At 59.9% G+C, this 14,283-nt stretch carries 14 protein-coding genes and 1 other RNA gene; 10 read left to right on the top strand and 5 right to left on the bottom strand.

What is annotated here, in order from left to right; genetic code table 11:
• Positions 1-194 precede the first annotated feature (194 nt).
• From ACP15V_RS00145 to ssrA, 3 genes are all read right to left on the bottom strand, one after another.
• Entirely contained in the window at positions 195-725 is a 531-nt protein-coding gene (locus ACP15V_RS00145; RefSeq protein WP_424941695.1) for an SspB family protein, read from the bottom strand.
• A 171-nt stretch (positions 726-896) separates the two neighbouring features.
• Entirely contained in the window at positions 897-1,319 is a 423-nt protein-coding gene (locus ACP15V_RS00140; RefSeq protein ID WP_424941694.1) for an ester cyclase, read from the bottom strand.
• A gap of 182 nt (positions 1,320-1,501) precedes the next feature.
• Positions 1,502-1,879, bottom strand: a transfer-messenger RNA (tmRNA) gene (gene ssrA / locus ACP15V_RS00135).
• 60 nt (positions 1,880-1,939) lie between these two features.
• Between ssrA and ACP15V_RS00130 the strand changes: the two genes are divergently transcribed.
• Positions 1,940-2,752, top strand: coding sequence for a hypothetical protein (locus ACP15V_RS00130; RefSeq protein ID WP_424941693.1), 813 nt, complete (start codon positions 1,940-1,942; stop codon positions 2,750-2,752).
• 18 nt (positions 2,753-2,770) lie between these two features.
• Here ACP15V_RS00130 and ACP15V_RS00125 read toward each other — a convergent pair whose 3' ends face one another.
• Positions 2,771-3,490: a FadR/GntR family transcriptional regulator gene (locus ACP15V_RS00125; protein WP_424941692.1), complete on the bottom strand. Its 720-nt coding sequence runs from the start codon at positions 3,488-3,490 to the stop codon at positions 2,771-2,773.
• 181 nt (positions 3,491-3,671) lie between these two features.
• Between ACP15V_RS00125 and ACP15V_RS00120 the strand changes: the two genes are divergently transcribed.
• The 7 genes from ACP15V_RS00120 to ACP15V_RS00090 all read left to right on the top strand — a co-directional run bounded on the left by ACP15V_RS00120 (position 3,672) and on the right by ACP15V_RS00090 (position 8,950).
• Positions 3,672-4,436: a DUF2182 domain-containing protein gene (locus tag ACP15V_RS00120; RefSeq protein ID WP_424941691.1), complete on the top strand. Its 765-nt coding sequence runs from the start codon at positions 3,672-3,674 to the stop codon at positions 4,434-4,436.
• A 24-nt stretch (positions 4,437-4,460) separates the two neighbouring features.
• Positions 4,461-5,093: a DUF1326 domain-containing protein gene (locus ACP15V_RS00115; RefSeq protein WP_055191758.1), complete on the top strand. Its 633-nt coding sequence runs from the start codon at positions 4,461-4,463 to the stop codon at positions 5,091-5,093.
• A gap of 34 nt (positions 5,094-5,127) precedes the next feature.
• Positions 5,128-6,252, top strand: a complete 1,125-nt coding sequence (locus tag ACP15V_RS00110; protein ID WP_424941690.1) for a dimethylsulfoniopropionate demethylase — start codon at positions 5,128-5,130, stop codon at positions 6,250-6,252.
• A gap of 45 nt (positions 6,253-6,297) precedes the next feature.
• Positions 6,298-7,290: an acryloyl-CoA reductase gene (gene acuI / locus ACP15V_RS00105; RefSeq protein ID WP_424941689.1), complete on the top strand. Its 993-nt coding sequence runs from the start codon at positions 6,298-6,300 to the stop codon at positions 7,288-7,290.
• A 143-nt stretch (positions 7,291-7,433) separates the two neighbouring features.
• A complete protein-coding gene (locus ACP15V_RS00100) occupies positions 7,434-7,892 on the top strand; it encodes a hypothetical protein (RefSeq protein WP_424941688.1) in 459 nt (152 codons plus the stop codon).
• Between the two features lie 9 nt (positions 7,893-7,901).
• On the top strand, positions 7,902-8,309 hold the full coding sequence (locus ACP15V_RS00095) for a contact-dependent growth inhibition system immunity protein (protein WP_424941687.1): 408 nt from the start codon (positions 7,902-7,904) through the stop codon (positions 8,307-8,309).
• Positions 8,310-8,497: 188 nt separating this feature from the next.
• The gene (locus ACP15V_RS00090) at positions 8,498-8,950 is read left to right on the top strand and encodes an N-acetyltransferase family protein (protein ID WP_424941686.1); all 453 of its coding nucleotides are present in this window, start codon (positions 8,498-8,500) and stop codon (positions 8,948-8,950) included.
• A 76-nt stretch (positions 8,951-9,026) separates the two neighbouring features.
• Here ACP15V_RS00090 and ACP15V_RS00085 read toward each other — a convergent pair whose 3' ends face one another.
• The gene (locus ACP15V_RS00085) at positions 9,027-10,856 is read right to left on the bottom strand and encodes a BCCT family transporter (RefSeq protein WP_424941685.1); all 1,830 of its coding nucleotides are present in this window, start codon (positions 10,854-10,856) and stop codon (positions 9,027-9,029) included.
• Between the two features lie 227 nt (positions 10,857-11,083).
• On the opposite strand from ACP15V_RS00085, the gene ACP15V_RS00080 reads away from it, so the two are divergent.
• On the top strand, positions 11,084-12,664 hold the full coding sequence (locus ACP15V_RS00080) for a BCCT family transporter (RefSeq protein WP_424941684.1): 1,581 nt from the start codon (positions 11,084-11,086) through the stop codon (positions 12,662-12,664).
• A 268-nt stretch (positions 12,665-12,932) separates the two neighbouring features.
• Positions 12,933-14,171: an aminotransferase class V-fold PLP-dependent enzyme gene (locus ACP15V_RS00075; protein WP_424941683.1), complete on the top strand. Its 1,239-nt coding sequence runs from the start codon at positions 12,933-12,935 to the stop codon at positions 14,169-14,171.
• The last annotated feature ends 112 nt before the right edge of the window (positions 14,172-14,283 follow it).

Here is a 14,283-nt window from a genome sequence, read left to right as displayed (position 1 = left end):
CGCGTTAAATTCAATGGGGCAGAGGTGGGAAAGACGGCGGAAAAACGGGGGTAGCGCCAACATTGCATGCAATCGTGCACAATTCTTGGCGCCTTCGGTCAAACCCCATGAACGGTCGCCACAACCTCTCCTGATTTTGAGCCATGCGCGGGGGGGACCCAGCAGGAGTGCCCGGCAGGAAGACCCGGCGCGATCTACTTGCGAAACTGGTCCAGGCTGACCACTTCGGCATCCTGATGCGCGCCCTCGGGGGCTTCGGATGGGTCATCTGCCTCCGCAGTGTCCTCTGCGGCTCTGGCGACATCTGCCTCGTCAATGCCTTCGCCTTCATCCTCACCTGCCAGATGCAGGTTTGCGTGATGGTCCTCACTGTCTTGCGTTTCAAACCGCAGGCCAAACTCCACGGACGGGTCGACAAAGGTATTGATCGCATCAAAGGGCACATACATCGATTCCGGACTATCCCCGAAGTTGAGGGTGACCGAAAACCCGTCATCGCTGACCTCGAGATCGGCAAACCAATGCTGCAAAACGATGGTCATATCTTCGGGAAATCGATCATACATCCAATCCGCCAGTTCGGTTTCCGGATGGCGCGTGTTGAAATTGATGAAAAAATGATGCTGACCGGGCAGCCCACCCTCCGCCACGTCGTCCAGAACGGTCTTGATCAGGCCGCGCATGGCATCATGCATCAGGTTTCCATAGTCGATGGTTGCGGACATGCTGCACCCTTGCTGTTTCCTGATCTGAGCATAAGCGAAATTTGGGCAAAAGGAAGCGGAGAGTTGATGGAAACATGGGCAAAAAACAAGGATGTGATCGCGGTTTTGAACGTGGCGGAGCCAGGCGTGAAGATCGCGCGGGTCAGCGGCGCCACCCAGCGAGATGACCGTTCAGCCAATCGTTTCCCCCGCCAGGCACAGTGCCAGAGTGTTTTCGGGTAACAGCCCAAGTTTTTCAAAAAGAGTGAGGAAATCCATTTGGTTATATGCTTCAACGATTTTACCATTGGCAAAGCGGCACATCACCTGTCCGGCCACTTCCACATCTGCTTCGGTCAGTTTACCTTTTGCCTTGCCGGACATTTGCGCCCAGACCCAATGGTCGGTTTCGACCACGCGGTTGAAGGTGATCTCGATCTCTTCGATCTGTTCAAGCATTGCGGCCACAAGGGCTTTGAAATCTTCGGGTCCCACGGTGAAATCCATCATGCCCTGGGCCTCGGCGTCAGGGGTGAAAAACTCATCAATACTGTCGAGATCCCCCTCGATCCAGACCTTGTTATACCAGCTTTTAAGGATGTCCAAATTCGACACGGCTCTCTCCGTTCTCGCTCAGGCGGGTTGCTCTGGTCAAATTCTCGCGGATTTATATGAACAAAGTCTTATTTTGAGACTTGTCCTTTTAGACAGGTGGCGCGGTCAGCGGGGCAGCGGGGCGATCATATTCCGGGGGCCGAGCCAAACACGTCAGATGTCAGAGGGGAAGTGCGGGGGAAAGTGCAGGTTTCTGTTGCCAGGTACCTGCGAACCCCGCCAAACGCGGCTAGGCGTAAGGACTTAAGTTTCGGCGACCCGAACTGCTTACGCAGCCAGAGCCATTGCCGGAGCTTTGTTGTCGTTTGCAACTAGCTTAAGTGAACCGATAACGGTGGTATCTCACCGAAACAAAGCTAACCCCTTTAGACGTCCGTCGATCCTGTTTCGCCCCCACGATATCAAGGTGTTCCCCAAGCGAAGGATGCCCCTGAGTGTTGTATGGTGGAGGCGCCGGGTACCGCCCCCGGGTCCGATCCGCTTATTACGAGCGCGTTTATGTCCATAGTCCCCGAGGGGACAGATCATATGTAGGGGGTGATGACGGGATTGAAAAGAGGGGGCAGAGGGAATAATCAAAGCTGTGAAGCTTTGAGTTGTTTTTAGAGGCGGTAGTTCTCGTGGTTTTTTCTATTTTTCGCCTTCTTGCCGGTGCCCGCACTCAGGTTTTGTTTCTGACAGTGCCTTACTTGGTTGTGCTGGTGGTCTACAGTGTCATTTCCGCGTTGTTGCTGGCGCAAATCAATCCCGAGCCGCAAATACTGCAATATCTGCAAATCACCTCTTGGCTGTCGGTACTCACAAGACTTTTGTTGGCGGTCCTCATGGCAATAGGGCTGTGGAGGTTTCTACTGCTACGAGAGAAACCGAGATGGTGTGGATTGCACACCCGGCCGGGTGTCGTTTGGCCCTGTTTGTGGAGGGGTACAATTGTTGCGCTGATCTGGTGGTTTGGATCGGAGTGGGTCGGCTATTTTTCCTATTTGCTTTGGGCAGTTTTCCAAAGTCAGAAACTCGACCCGATACCATTTGAAGTGTTCGGAGCCGCAGGGCTCTTTGTCAGGTATTTCCTGATGATGCATCTCATGTGTTACCTATGGCTTGGATTTATTGCTGTGGCCGTAGGGCACAAAAGAGTTTCCATGATTAGATCTGTTCGCATCTGCATGCGGCATCGAAAAGAAATCATGGTGGGCTGCGCTTTCTTGGCTGCGATTGCGGTACTTTCAGATCTTGGGATCATGTTGCCAAATTGGCCGTTGGCTCAGTTGGGCAGCCGGTGGGTGTCGATTGTCCTTTTGAATGCCGGAACATCGATCTTTGTATTGCTGGTCCCACTCATCGTGTTTTGGGGAACCGTTGCCATGATGGCAATGATCTACGCGCGTGAAATCCGCGCTCCGGTCTCTTCGGCGAAAGTGAACGCGGACTGAAAGCTGGGCTCACTCACATCAGCTTTGTGACAAACGAGTGCGCCCCAATTCGACCGTATAATCCGCAAGCTCTGAAAGGATGGCGTCAACTTGCACGCCATCCTGTCCTTCGATCATATCCGCCAGCCGCGTATGCAGCCCAACAATCCGATCCCGATCCCTTTGCGTATAGGTGATCATGTTCATCAGGGGCTGCATCGCCTCAACCGCGCCGGCCAGTTGGTAGGACAGCACCGGGTTGCCCGCGCCATCCACCAGGGCGCGGTGAAAGGCCACGTCCGAGGCACAGAAGGCTTCGTCGGTCAGGCCTGGTTGGGATTGGCGGTGGATTTCGGCGCGCATGGTGGCAAGGTGGTCGGCCGTCCGGCGTTGGGCAGAGAGCGGAGCGCAGGCACGTTCCAGCGCATATCGCGCCTCGCACGCAGTCTCGAAGTCCACGCGGTTCATGGACAGAAGCAGGGTCGAAGTGGTGATCTGCTGATCATAGGCGTCTTCAAATGACATGCGGTTCACAAAGGCGCCGCCGGTGGCTCCGCGCTGGGTGCGAATGAGGTTCTGCGCCGCCAGCCGTTTCAGGGCTTCGCGCACGGTGGGGCGCGAGACCGAGAACTGATCGGCCAGCTCTGCCTCGGAGGGCAGGCGCTGATCAACAATCAGGTCGCCTGCGATGATCGCATCACGAATGTCGCTGGCAATTTGCGCCGAAAGGTCCTGCGGGGTTTGTTTCTGCTCGTTCATGCCTTCCTGTGTAGGCGGCAAGGGGCGGGTCGGTCAACAGGACGCCGCGTCACTTTCGGGGGGCGAAGATTTCATTTGTCAGACAATTACAATTGCGCGTAGGTTTAAATGTAAGACAATTGCGACTCGGATGAGGATCGACATGCAGCTTGCTTCCAAAATAGCCCCGCGCCTTCGGCAGATGGCCGCCCCTCATTGGTTGGCGCTGTTTGGGCTGGTGGCCTTGGGCTGGCTGGTGCTTTACGCCATGGCGGTGCCGGCGGATCAGCTTGCGATGGCGCAGATTTACGGGGCGGAGTTCTGGCGCTCTTTGTGTATCGTGTCGCCGGATAAGGCCGGGTTCTGGGGGCTGTCTGCCATGTGGATGATCATGTCCGCGGCAATGATGGCCCCGACCGCACTTCCCGCGCTGGCGACCTATGATGATCTGATTGCATCGGGGGCGGGCACACGCCGGGGTTTTGCGGAACTGCTGGGCGGATACCTTGCCATCTGGCTGGGGTTTTCACTACTGGCCGCTGGGGCGCAGCTGGCGCTGTTTCAGGCGGGGCTGATCTCGCCCCTGGGGCAAAGCCTGTCGGCTTGGCTTTCTGGCGGGCTTTTGATTGGCGCGGGGTTGTATCAGTTTTCGGCGCTCAAAGAGAGCTGCCTGTCGAAATGCCGCCATCCGATGAGTTTTTACATGCAGTATTGGCGCGAGAGCCGCTGGAACGCGATCTCGCTTGGTCTGCGCCTAGGGGCGGTCTGCCTTGGGTGCTGCTGGGCCCTGATGCTGCTTGGGTTCGTGGGCGGGGTGATGAACATCGCCTTCATGGGGCTCGCCACCCTGATCATGATTTTCGAAAAGCTGCCGGAACTGGGCCGCTATATCACCAAACCGCTGGGCTGGGGACTGACGATCCTGGGGCTTGCGGTCATCACCAATGGCGCATTGACCCTGATCTAGGGCGCGCAAAGAAGGGAGAGAGAAATGGACGGGACGCAAATCGGCCAGGTTGAATGGGCCATCAAAGGGGAACTGATCCTCAATTGTAACTGCACGGTGTTTTGCCCCTGTGTGGTCAGCCTGGGGGATCATCCGCCGACGGAAGGCTATTGCATGGGCTGGGCGGGCATTCGCATCGACAGCGGCAATTACGGCGGTGTGGACCTGTCGGGCCTGAACGTAGGGCTTTTGCTGGAAATCCCCGGTCGTATGGCCCGCGGCAACTGGAAAGCCGCCGCCTATATCGACGAGCGCGCCGATGATGATGCGTTTGAAGCGCTCTGCCACATCTTCACCGGGGCCGCCAAAGGCACCACCGGGCTCTTTAAGATGCTGGTCAGCGAGTTTCTGGGCGCCGAACGCGCGCCGGTATCGTTTGAAACCGAAGGCAACACCCGTCGCCTGATTGTCGGCAAGGCCATTCGCGGGTCCGTGACCCCGGTTCCGGGCAAGGGTGGGGCCGATCAGGTGATCACCAACACCAATTACTGGATGGGGCCGGACATCACCGTCGCCAAAGCAGACGAGGCCCGCGTGCGCGCCTTTGGCCGGGTCTGGGATTTCGACGGCAAATCCGCCGAGATCTGCCAGATCGACTGGAAAGGCCCCGGTCGCTGACGCGGCCGGAGGTTCTGGCAAGGGAGCGCGACCCATGGCACAGACTGCCGCACTGATTTCACCCTCACGCCGTTTGCGGCGCACCCCTTTCTCTGATGGCGTCGAAGCTGCCGGGGTCAGGGGCTACACGGTTTACAACCACATGCTGCTGCCGACCGTCTTTCGGTCGGTGGAGGAAGATTATCGCCACCTGAAAGAAGCGGTTCAGGTCTGGGACGTGGCCTGCGAGCGTCAGGTCGAGCTGCGTGGCCCCGATGCCGCCCGCCTGATCCAGATGCTCACCCCGCGCGATTTGTCGAAAATGCGGGACGGGCAGTGTTTCTATGTGCCGATGGTCGATGAGACCGGGGGGATGTTGAACGACCCGGTGGCGGTGAAACTGGACGAGGACCGGTTCTGGATTTCCATTGCCGACAGTGATCTGCTCTTTTGGGTCAAAGGGTTGGCTTATGGGTTCCGGCTGGATGTGCTGGTGGATGAACCGGATGTCTCGCCGCTTGCCATTCAGGGGCCCAAAGCCGACGATCTGGCCGCGGCGGTCTTTGGCGACGCGGTGCGCGATATCCGGTTTTTCGGCTACAAGAGGTTGGCGTTTCAGGGGCGCAATCTGGTTGTGGCGCGCTCGGGTTACTCCAAACAGGGCGGGTTTGAAATCTATGTGGAGGGCAGTGATATCGCCATGCCGCTTTGGAACGCTTTGATGGAGGCGGGCAGATCCATGGATGTGCATGCCGGCTGTCCCAATGGCATTGAACGCGTCGAAGGGGGGCTTCTCAGCTACGGCAACGATATGACCCGCGACAACACCCCGCATGAGGCCGGTCTGGGGCGGTTTTGTTCGACCCAAAGCGCGCTGGGCTGTGTGGGGCGCGATGCGCTGTTGCGTGTGGCCAAGGAAGGCCCGGTGCAGCAGGTGCGCGCGATCGAGATCCACACAGGTGACGGGCGTCTGGTGCCACCCTGTGATCGCGCCTGGCCCCTGATGGATGGCACAAGACAGGTGGGGCAGGTGACCTCTGCCGCCAACTCGCCGGATTTCAGCACCGGGGTCGCCATCGGTATGGTGCGCATGACCCATTGGGAGAGCGGCACCGAACTGGATGTCATCACCCCGGATGGCCCGCGCGCGGCCACGGTTTTCGACACGTTTTGGATTTAACCGGGAGAGACCTCTGACAAGAGGCCCCGAGAGGAGGAGATGAAGATGTTTAAAGCACTGGTCATGGAGCAAAATGATGAGGGGCTGGCCGCGGCCCAGATCAAGGAGATCGACACGGATGCGCTGCCCGAGGGCAATGTGACGGTTGCCGTGGAATATTCCACCGTGAACTACAAGGACGGGTTGTGCCTCTCGGCCAAGGGCGGGGGGCTTGTGCGCAATTACCCCCATGTGCCGGGCATTGATTATGCGGGCACGGTCGAGGCGTCGGACGATGATCGGTATAAACCCGGTGACAAGGTGGTGCTGACCGGCTGGCGCGTTGGCGAAGTGAGTTGGGGCGGCTATGCCCAGAAGGCCCGGATCGATGCAGACAAGCTGGTGCCGCTGCCCGAGGGGCTGACCACCCGTCAGGCGATGGCCGTGGGAACCGCAGGGTTCACCGCAATGCTCGCCGTGATGGCGCTGGAAGATCATGGGCTGACGCCGGGCACTGGCCCGGTGCTGGTCACGGGCGCGGCGGGGGGCGTGGGCTCGGTCGCCACCGCCATTCTGGCAAATCTCGGCTATGAGGTGGCCGCTGTCACCGGACGCCCCGATCAGGCGGACTATCTGACATCGCTGGGGGCCACCACCATCGTGCCGCGCGAAGAGCTGAATGAAACCACCAAACGCCCGTTGGAGAAGGAAACCTGGGCGGGCTGTGTGGATGCCGTGGGGGGCGACATGTTGGCCCGCGTGCTGGGGCAGATGAAATATGGCGCATCCGTATCGGCCGTGGGTTTGGCGGGTGGCGCTGGGCTGCCGGCCACGGTGATCCCCTTCCTGCTGCGCGGTGTGAACCTCCTGGGTATCGACAGTGTGATGCAGCCTTATGACAACCGCCTGCGCGCCTGGGAGCGGATTGCCAAGGATCTGCCGATGGACAAGCTGGAGGCAATGATCAACCCGGCGACACTCGACGATCTGCCCCGTCTGGGCGCGGATATCCTGAAAGGTCAGGTCAAGGGCCGCGTGGTTGTGGATGTGAACGGCTGACAACCGCCGACCCCACGGCAAAAACTGGCTGGTTTGGGGGGATGCAAAGATGCCGCATTCATGTTTGTGAATGTAATTACTAGATCAAAGGGGTCCCGCGTTGGCGGGGCCTTTTTCTTTTTGGAACCTAAAGGGATACACCCATGACATCCGCTGTTAAGAGCTCTTTGAAAACCGCTTTCTCCGCCGCCATTTTGGCCCTTGGGGCCGCCGTGTCGCCTGCGCTTGCGGATGATGACGACACGCTGGTCACCATCCTGACCGCGCCGGATGCGCAAACCCAGATGATGGCGATGGTCCTGACGATGAAATCCGCCGAACAGGGCGTGCGCCCGCATGTGCTGCTGTGTGGTCCTGCCGCCGATATGGCGCTGAAAGACGCCCCCGACAGCGCCACTGCGCCGCAAAAACCGCTGGGCGTTGGCCCGCAGGCGTTGATGCAGAAGATCGCCGGATTGCCCGGTGCCAAGGTTGAGGTTTGTGCGATTTACCTGCCCAACAAGGATGTGGGGCCAGAGGTGTTGCTGGACGGTGTTGGGGTCGCGGCCCCGGACGCGATGGCCAAGGCGATGCTTGAGGCCGACGCACGGATGAGCTTTTAAGGCGCTCCCATGACCGGACCAGACCAAAGACCAGAGGGGCGCGCGCGGGCGCCCCTCGACCCGAAGCCACAGGCCGATCTGAACCGGGCCGACCTGACCCAGATCGACCTGACCCGGACGATTGAGCAGATCGAAGGCGTGGTCTGGCCGATGCCCTGTTGCGCCCCATATCTGGTGGCACAAAGTCACGCGCTGCGGCGCAAACCGATCGGCACCTTCACCACCGAAGATCTGCGGCTGATGGTGGATCAGGATGTGGGCGCTGCGATCCTGAAACCCTTGGTTCTGGCGCGGTTGGCGGACAGTCCACTGGCCGAAGGGGCGTATTATCCCGGTGATCTGCTTGAGGCGGCGATGAAACGCTGGCCCGAGGACGCTGAGGTCCGTCGCCTGGCCCAGGAGGTGGGAAAACGGTAAGCGGGGCTTGACCCGCCCCGGACGATGCGCGAGAAGGCTGCTATGAAGATGACCATGCACAGCGCTGTCTTTTACGCCTTGTTCTCATAGAACGGGTGGAAACGCATGTGCAGACACTGACGACCGCCCCGAGGGCGGTTTTTTCTTTTCCAACTCCGTCTTTCGGGAGCTGAGAAAGGAAAGACAAGATGGACAATCTGACAATACGGCCCGTCGAGGCGCGCGATCTGCGGGCGCTGGGCGATCTGGTAAGCAGTTTGGCGCGCCACCACGGGGATACCGCGCGGGTGACACAGGCCAGCCTTGCGCGCGACTGTCTGGGGCAGGCGCCCTGGCTGCGGGTGCTGGTGGCCGAACACCATGGCGGTCTGGTGGGCTACGCAGCCCTGTGCCCGCGCGCCCGGATGCAATTTGGTCAACGGGGGATGGAGCTGCACCACCTCTTTGTGCATCGCCCGTTGCGCGGAGCGGGTGTGGGGCGGGCATTGCTTCATGCCGCTGCAGAGCTGTCGCGGCAAATGCAGGCAGATTTCCTGACCGTGGCGGCCGAGGTTGGAAATGACCGGGCACAGCAGTTTTACCAAGGGGCCGGGTTCGCCCCCTCAACAGCAGACGCGGCACGGTTTCAGCGGGCGCTGTGATGCAGGAAGACGGGGTGGGGCAAAAGAAAACGGCGCAGGTTTTACCCGCGCCGCATTCTGTTTTTAACCTGGTCGCTTATTCAGCCACTTGGGCCTCGGCGCTTTCGGCATGTTTGTCACGCAACCCGTCGCGGTAAAGCGCCTTGGTCAGCGACACCATCATCAGCCCCATGACCGCGGTAAAGGGCAGCGCCCCGATGATCATCGCGTTTTTCAACGCATCCATCGGGTTGTTGTCCCCGGCAGCCATCAGAAGCGTGCCGATCACCAGTGTCAGGATCACACCCCAGACGATGCGGTGCTTGATGCCGGTTTCCTGTTCGCCGCCCGACATGATGGTGTTCATCACCAGAATGCCCGAGTCCGCCGAGGTGACCAGGAAGGTCAGGATCAGCACCACACACATCACGGTGATCGCCGAGAGGAACGGACCCGAGATCATTTCGCCCAGCGTAACAAAGAGCTTTGCAGTGTTTGACGCGCCGATGATGGCGCCCTCTGCGCCGCCGGTCAGCTCCAGATCAATGGCCGTGCCGCCAAGGATGGTCATCCAGGCAAAACACACCAGCGCCGGGGCAAAGACGCAGCCCACGATGAACTCGCGCACCGAACGGCCCTTGGAGATGCGGGCCAGGAACAGGCCAACGAAGGGCGAGAAGGCAATCCACCAAGCCCAGTAGAAAGTGGTCCAGCCAGCCTGCCAGCCAAACTGACGGGCGGGTTCACCGGCGGCGTAGACCTGACGCAGCACATCTTCGGGCAGGGCGGCAGCATCGCCTTCCAGGCCAGAGACAAAGCCCCCATAGCTGCCCCAGGCGTTGGTGGCGCCCCCTTTCAGGGCGTCCGCCAGAGGGGCGGCGGCTTCGGGCAGGTTCGCGGTAAACTCGCCCGCGGGCTGCGGACCATAAGCGCCAAAGGACAATTGCACGATATGCAGGATATAGTCGATCAGGGCCGAGCCGTAGGTGGACATGGCAAAGAAGAACGACCCGAAGATCACGAAGGTGCCCAGCAGGATCAGCGACAGAACCAGGTTCAGGTTCGACAGGTATTTCACCCCGCGCCCCACACCTGACACAGCCGAAATGATCGACAGGCCCATGATCATGACCAGACCGGCCACCAGGCCAACCTTGCCCGGGGCAGGGGCTTCGCCCGACATATCCATCATCCATTCCATTCCGGTGATCGCATAAAGGCCATCGATGAACTGGCTGACGCCAAAGCCGATGGTCACCGAGACACCAAGAATGGTGGCCACAACACCCAGCACGTCAACCACATGACCAAAGAACCCGTTCACGGCCTTGCCAAACAGCGGTGTCAGCGCCGACCGGATGGTCAGCGGCATGTCACGCGTATAGGCGTAATAGGCCAGCGACAGCCCGGTCAGGACATAGATCGCCCAGGCATGGAACCCGTAATGCAAGAAGGTATAACGATACCCGGATTGCAAAGATTCCGGTGTGTTCGGGGCAACGTCCCCGGTCAGGATCACCGGGTTTGATCCCCACAGGCCCAGCGGTTCGGCGGTGGCAAACACCATCAGCCCCACACCCAGACCGGCCCCGAACATCATCGAGAACCAGGAGAAGTTGGAGAACTCGGGCTTTTCCCCCGGCAGCCCCATCACCCGTCTACCCGTCGAGGGCAGGATGGCGACGATGGCCAGAAAGAACAAAAACAGCCCGACGATGATGATGTAGAAACTGTTGAAGCCTTCCAGAAGTTTCCAGTTCAGGCTGCCCAGTGTTGAGTTTGCATTGGCCGGAAAGACCAGTGCCCAGATCACCAAGGCGACCATGATCCCCTTCGAGATCAGCGCAATCGGAACGCTGTTCCCCTCATAAAACCCGGAGGAAGCTTTTGGGATCTCCAGCTCCGTAAACGGTGGTTTGATACTCATGTTATTCCCTGTCTTTTATCTTCTTCTTGCAGGGGACGGGTGCCAATTGCCCCCCATGCGCACAAGAGTGAGGTCTTGAACGCGTGAAGCAATGGTCAAAAAGGACAGGGTTGGGTTCATTTGCGACACGTGTGTCGGTTTTAGGCGGTAAAGGGTCTCTTGAACCCAGACGTGAATCACCCTTCTCCGCAGGGTCGCGGCATACTGAAGGAGTAAGGAGGGTGCCCGTGGCACAAGAAACAGATACAGACTATGAGGTCGGTCAGGACAACGTCCAGATCTTCGGGCTCGACTTTCACAATCCCGTCTTCGGGATTTCCGCAGCGGTCATTCTGGCCTTCGTGTTCTTCACGCTGGTTTTCAAGGAAGGGGCCTCGGAGTTCTTTGGCTGGTTGCGCCCTGCGCTGACCAGTTCGTTTGACTGGGTATTCATGCTGGCAGGCAACATCTTTGTGGTGTTTTCGCTGATCTTGGTGGTCAGCCCCTATGGCAAGATCCGCCTGGGGGGGGCGGACGCCAAACCGGATTACAGCTATATGGGCTGGTTCTCGATGCTGTTTGCCGCGGGCATGGGCATTGGCCTGGTGTTCTGGGGTGTGGCGGAACCGATTTCGCATTACGGCGCGTCGCTGGGCGGCACGGCGGTCGAGGGCGGTCTGCGCACCGACTGGGCGCCTTTGGGCGCCGCTGCTGACAATCCAGAGGCCGCCCGCGATCTGGCGATGGCGGCCACGATCTTTCACTGGGGTCTGCACCCCTGGGCGGTCTATGCGGTTGTGGCGCTGGCTTTGGCGTTTTTCAGCTTCAACAAGGGCCTGCCGCTGACCATGCGCTCGGTCTTTTACCCGATCTTTGGCGAAGCGACCTGGGGATTTGCGGGGCACGTGATTGACGTGCTGGCCGTGTTTGCGACCATCTTTGGCCTTGCCACCTCGCTGGGTCTGGGGGCCTCACAGGCGCTGGCCGGTCTGAACTACCTCTTTGACGTGCCGGTGTCCGATGGCATGAAAGTGTTCCTGATCGTCGCGATCACCGCGTTTGCGCTGGTGTCTGTTGTGGCCGGTCTGGACAAGGGGGTGAAGCGCCTGTCCGAGGTCAACATGGTGCTGGCGGCTGTGCTGCTGATCCTGGTGATCATCGTGGGGCCGACGCTGGCGATCCTGACCGGGGTCTTCGACAACCTTTGGGCCTATGCGGTGAACCTGCCAGCCCTGTCGGGTGTGATTGGCCGTGAAGACACCAACTTCATGCAGGGCTGGACGGCCTTCTACTGGGCGTGGTGGATCAGCTGGTCACCGTTTGTGGGCATGTTCATCGCGCGTATCTCGCGCGGGCGCACCGTGCGCGAGTTCATCACCTGCGTCTTGATCATCCCCACCGTTGTGGGCGCGATCTGGATGTCCGTCTTTGGCGGCGCTGCTTTGGATCAGGTGATGTCGGGGGCCGGTCAGGCGCTGTCGGATGCGTCGCTGGAACTGAAAATGTTCTCGATGTTCGAAGCCTTCCCGATGACCGGGATCCTCAGCTTCATCGGCATCGTGCTGGTGATCGTGTTCTTCGTGACCTCGTCGGACTCGGGGTCGCTGGTGATCGACCAGATCACCGCGGGCGGCAAAACCAACGCCCCCACCGCACAGCGTGTGTTCTGGTGTATCCTGGAAGGCGCCATCGCCATTGCGCTTTTGCTGGGCGGCGGATTGGCCGCGCTTCAGGCCGCCGCGATTGCAACGGGCTTCCCCTTTGCAATTGTGCTGGTCCTGATGTGTGTGTCGATCTTCCTGGGCCTGCGTGGTGAGCGCAAAACCTAAGCGGCAGCGTCCCCATCGGACAAACACCGTGGAAGGGCTCCCATCCGGGGGCCCTTTATTCATTGCAACTATTTCCGCCTTGACCCGTGGCTTGCCGCTGGCTAGCAATTCTTATGAAATCGTCATGTGCCAATTGCACATGTCTGCCCGTGGGGGACACATCCCATGTGGCTGGCTGGAGGACCTGCCGGAACGGGAGCCCCCGGACCGTCGTCCCACGCTCCCAAACAAGAACTGCGGTCGTATCGCCGCGATAGGGGAGCGAGAAATGAAAGACCTTGAAACCACAGACTTGGACATCAATTGGGTGCGCAGCCAGTTTCCGGCCTTTGCTGAACCCAGCCTGACGGGGCAGGCGTTCTTCGAAAATGCCGGCGGGTCTTACACATGCCAGCAGGTGATTGATCGTCTGACCCGCTATTACACCCAACGCAAGGTGCAACCCTATGCGCCATACGAGGCCGCCATATTGGCGGGTGCGGAAATGGACGAAGCACGGGCGCGGCTTGCCGCAATGCTGGGCGTCGATACCGACGAGCTGTCCTTTGGCCCGTCGACCACGCAAAACACCTATGTGCTGGCCAACGCCTTTCGCCAGCACCTGACCCCCGGTGATGCAATCATCGTGACCAATCAGGATCACGAGGCCAACACCGGCCCGTGGCGGCGTTTGGCAGATGAGGGGTTTGAGGTCCGCGAATGGCAGATCGATCCCGACACCGGCCATCTGGACCCTGCCAAACTGGATGACCTGCTGGACGAGAAGGTCAAACTGGTCTGCTTTCCGCATTGTTCCAACGTGGTGGGTGAGATCAATGATGTGAAAGCGATCTGTGCCAAGGCGCGCGCAAACGGGTCTTATACCTGTGTGGATGGGGTCAGCTATGCACCGCATGGGTTGGTGGACGTTGGGGATCTGGGCGCGGATATCTACTTGTTCTCGGCCTATAAAACCTATGGGCCCCATCAGGGGATCATGGTGATCCGCCGTGCGCTGGGCGAGGCGCTGCCCAATCAGGCGCATTATTTCAACGCGGATTGCCTTTACAAACGCTTCACGCCCGCCGGGCCGGATCACGCGCAGGTGGCGGCCTCAGCCGGGATGGCCGACTACATCGAGGCGCTGGCGGCAGAGCATGGCGTGCCTGACGGCGGGGCCACGGCAGCTCGTGCGGCCCACAGCCTGATGCGTGCCCGTGAGGTGAAGCTGTTGCAACCGCTGCTGGATTACGCCAAAGCCAAAAACTCCGTGCGGCTTTTGGGGCCGGATCAGGCCGCACCCCGTGCGCCCACCGTGGCGCTGGCGGCGCAGATCGCGGGGGAAGACCTGGCCACCAAACTTGCGCCGCTTGGCGTCATGGCAGGGGGGGGCGATTTCTACGCCGTGCGCGCCCTTCAGGCGCAGGGGGTGGACCCGGCGCTGGGCGTGCTGCGGGTGAGTTTTACCCATTACACGACCGAGGCCGAGGTGACCAAGCTGATCGAGGCGCTGGATCAGGTGTTGTAGCAATACGGAGGGTCATACAAACTCCGCAGAATATTCTTTCACGAGTTTTGGTCCTGCGAGGCGGGCGGGTTTCTGCACATGCAAAACCGCCCCCTTGTCCGCTCCCCCCGCC

Source organism: Aliiroseovarius crassostreae (assembly GCF_049803815.1).
Lineage (GTDB): Bacteria > Pseudomonadota > Alphaproteobacteria > Rhodobacterales > Rhodobacteraceae > Aliiroseovarius > Aliiroseovarius crassostreae_A.
Note: the sequence above shows the minus strand (reverse complement) of the source record. Positions and strands in the feature narration are given on the sequence as shown.

Coding starts and splice junctions, on each gene's coding strand:
- ACP15V_RS00145 (WP_424941695.1), bottom strand. CDS start 725: ATGTCCGCAACCATCGACTATGGAAACCTGATGCATGATGCCATGCGC.
- ACP15V_RS00125 (WP_424941692.1), bottom strand. CDS start 3,490: ATGAACGAGCAGAAACAAACCCCGCAGGACCTTTCGGCGCAAATTGCC.
- ACP15V_RS00120 (WP_424941691.1), top strand. CDS start 3,672: ATGGCCGCCCCTCATTGGTTGGCGCTGTTTGGGCTGGTGGCCTTGGGC.
- ACP15V_RS00115 (WP_055191758.1), top strand. CDS start 4,461: ATGGACGGGACGCAAATCGGCCAGGTTGAATGGGCCATCAAAGGGGAA.
- ACP15V_RS00110 (WP_424941690.1), top strand. CDS start 5,128: ATGGCACAGACTGCCGCACTGATTTCACCCTCACGCCGTTTGCGGCGC.
- acuI (WP_424941689.1), top strand. CDS start 6,298: ATGTTTAAAGCACTGGTCATGGAGCAAAATGATGAGGGGCTGGCCGCG.
- ACP15V_RS00100 (WP_424941688.1), top strand. CDS start 7,434: ATGACATCCGCTGTTAAGAGCTCTTTGAAAACCGCTTTCTCCGCCGCC.
- ACP15V_RS00095 (WP_424941687.1), top strand. CDS start 7,902: ATGACCGGACCAGACCAAAGACCAGAGGGGCGCGCGCGGGCGCCCCTC.
- ACP15V_RS00090 (WP_424941686.1), top strand. CDS start 8,498: ATGGACAATCTGACAATACGGCCCGTCGAGGCGCGCGATCTGCGGGCG.
- ACP15V_RS00085 (WP_424941685.1), bottom strand. CDS start 10,856: ATGAGTATCAAACCACCGTTTACGGAGCTGGAGATCCCAAAAGCTTCC.
- ACP15V_RS00075 (WP_424941683.1), top strand. CDS start 12,933: ATGAAAGACCTTGAAACCACAGACTTGGACATCAATTGGGTGCGCAGC.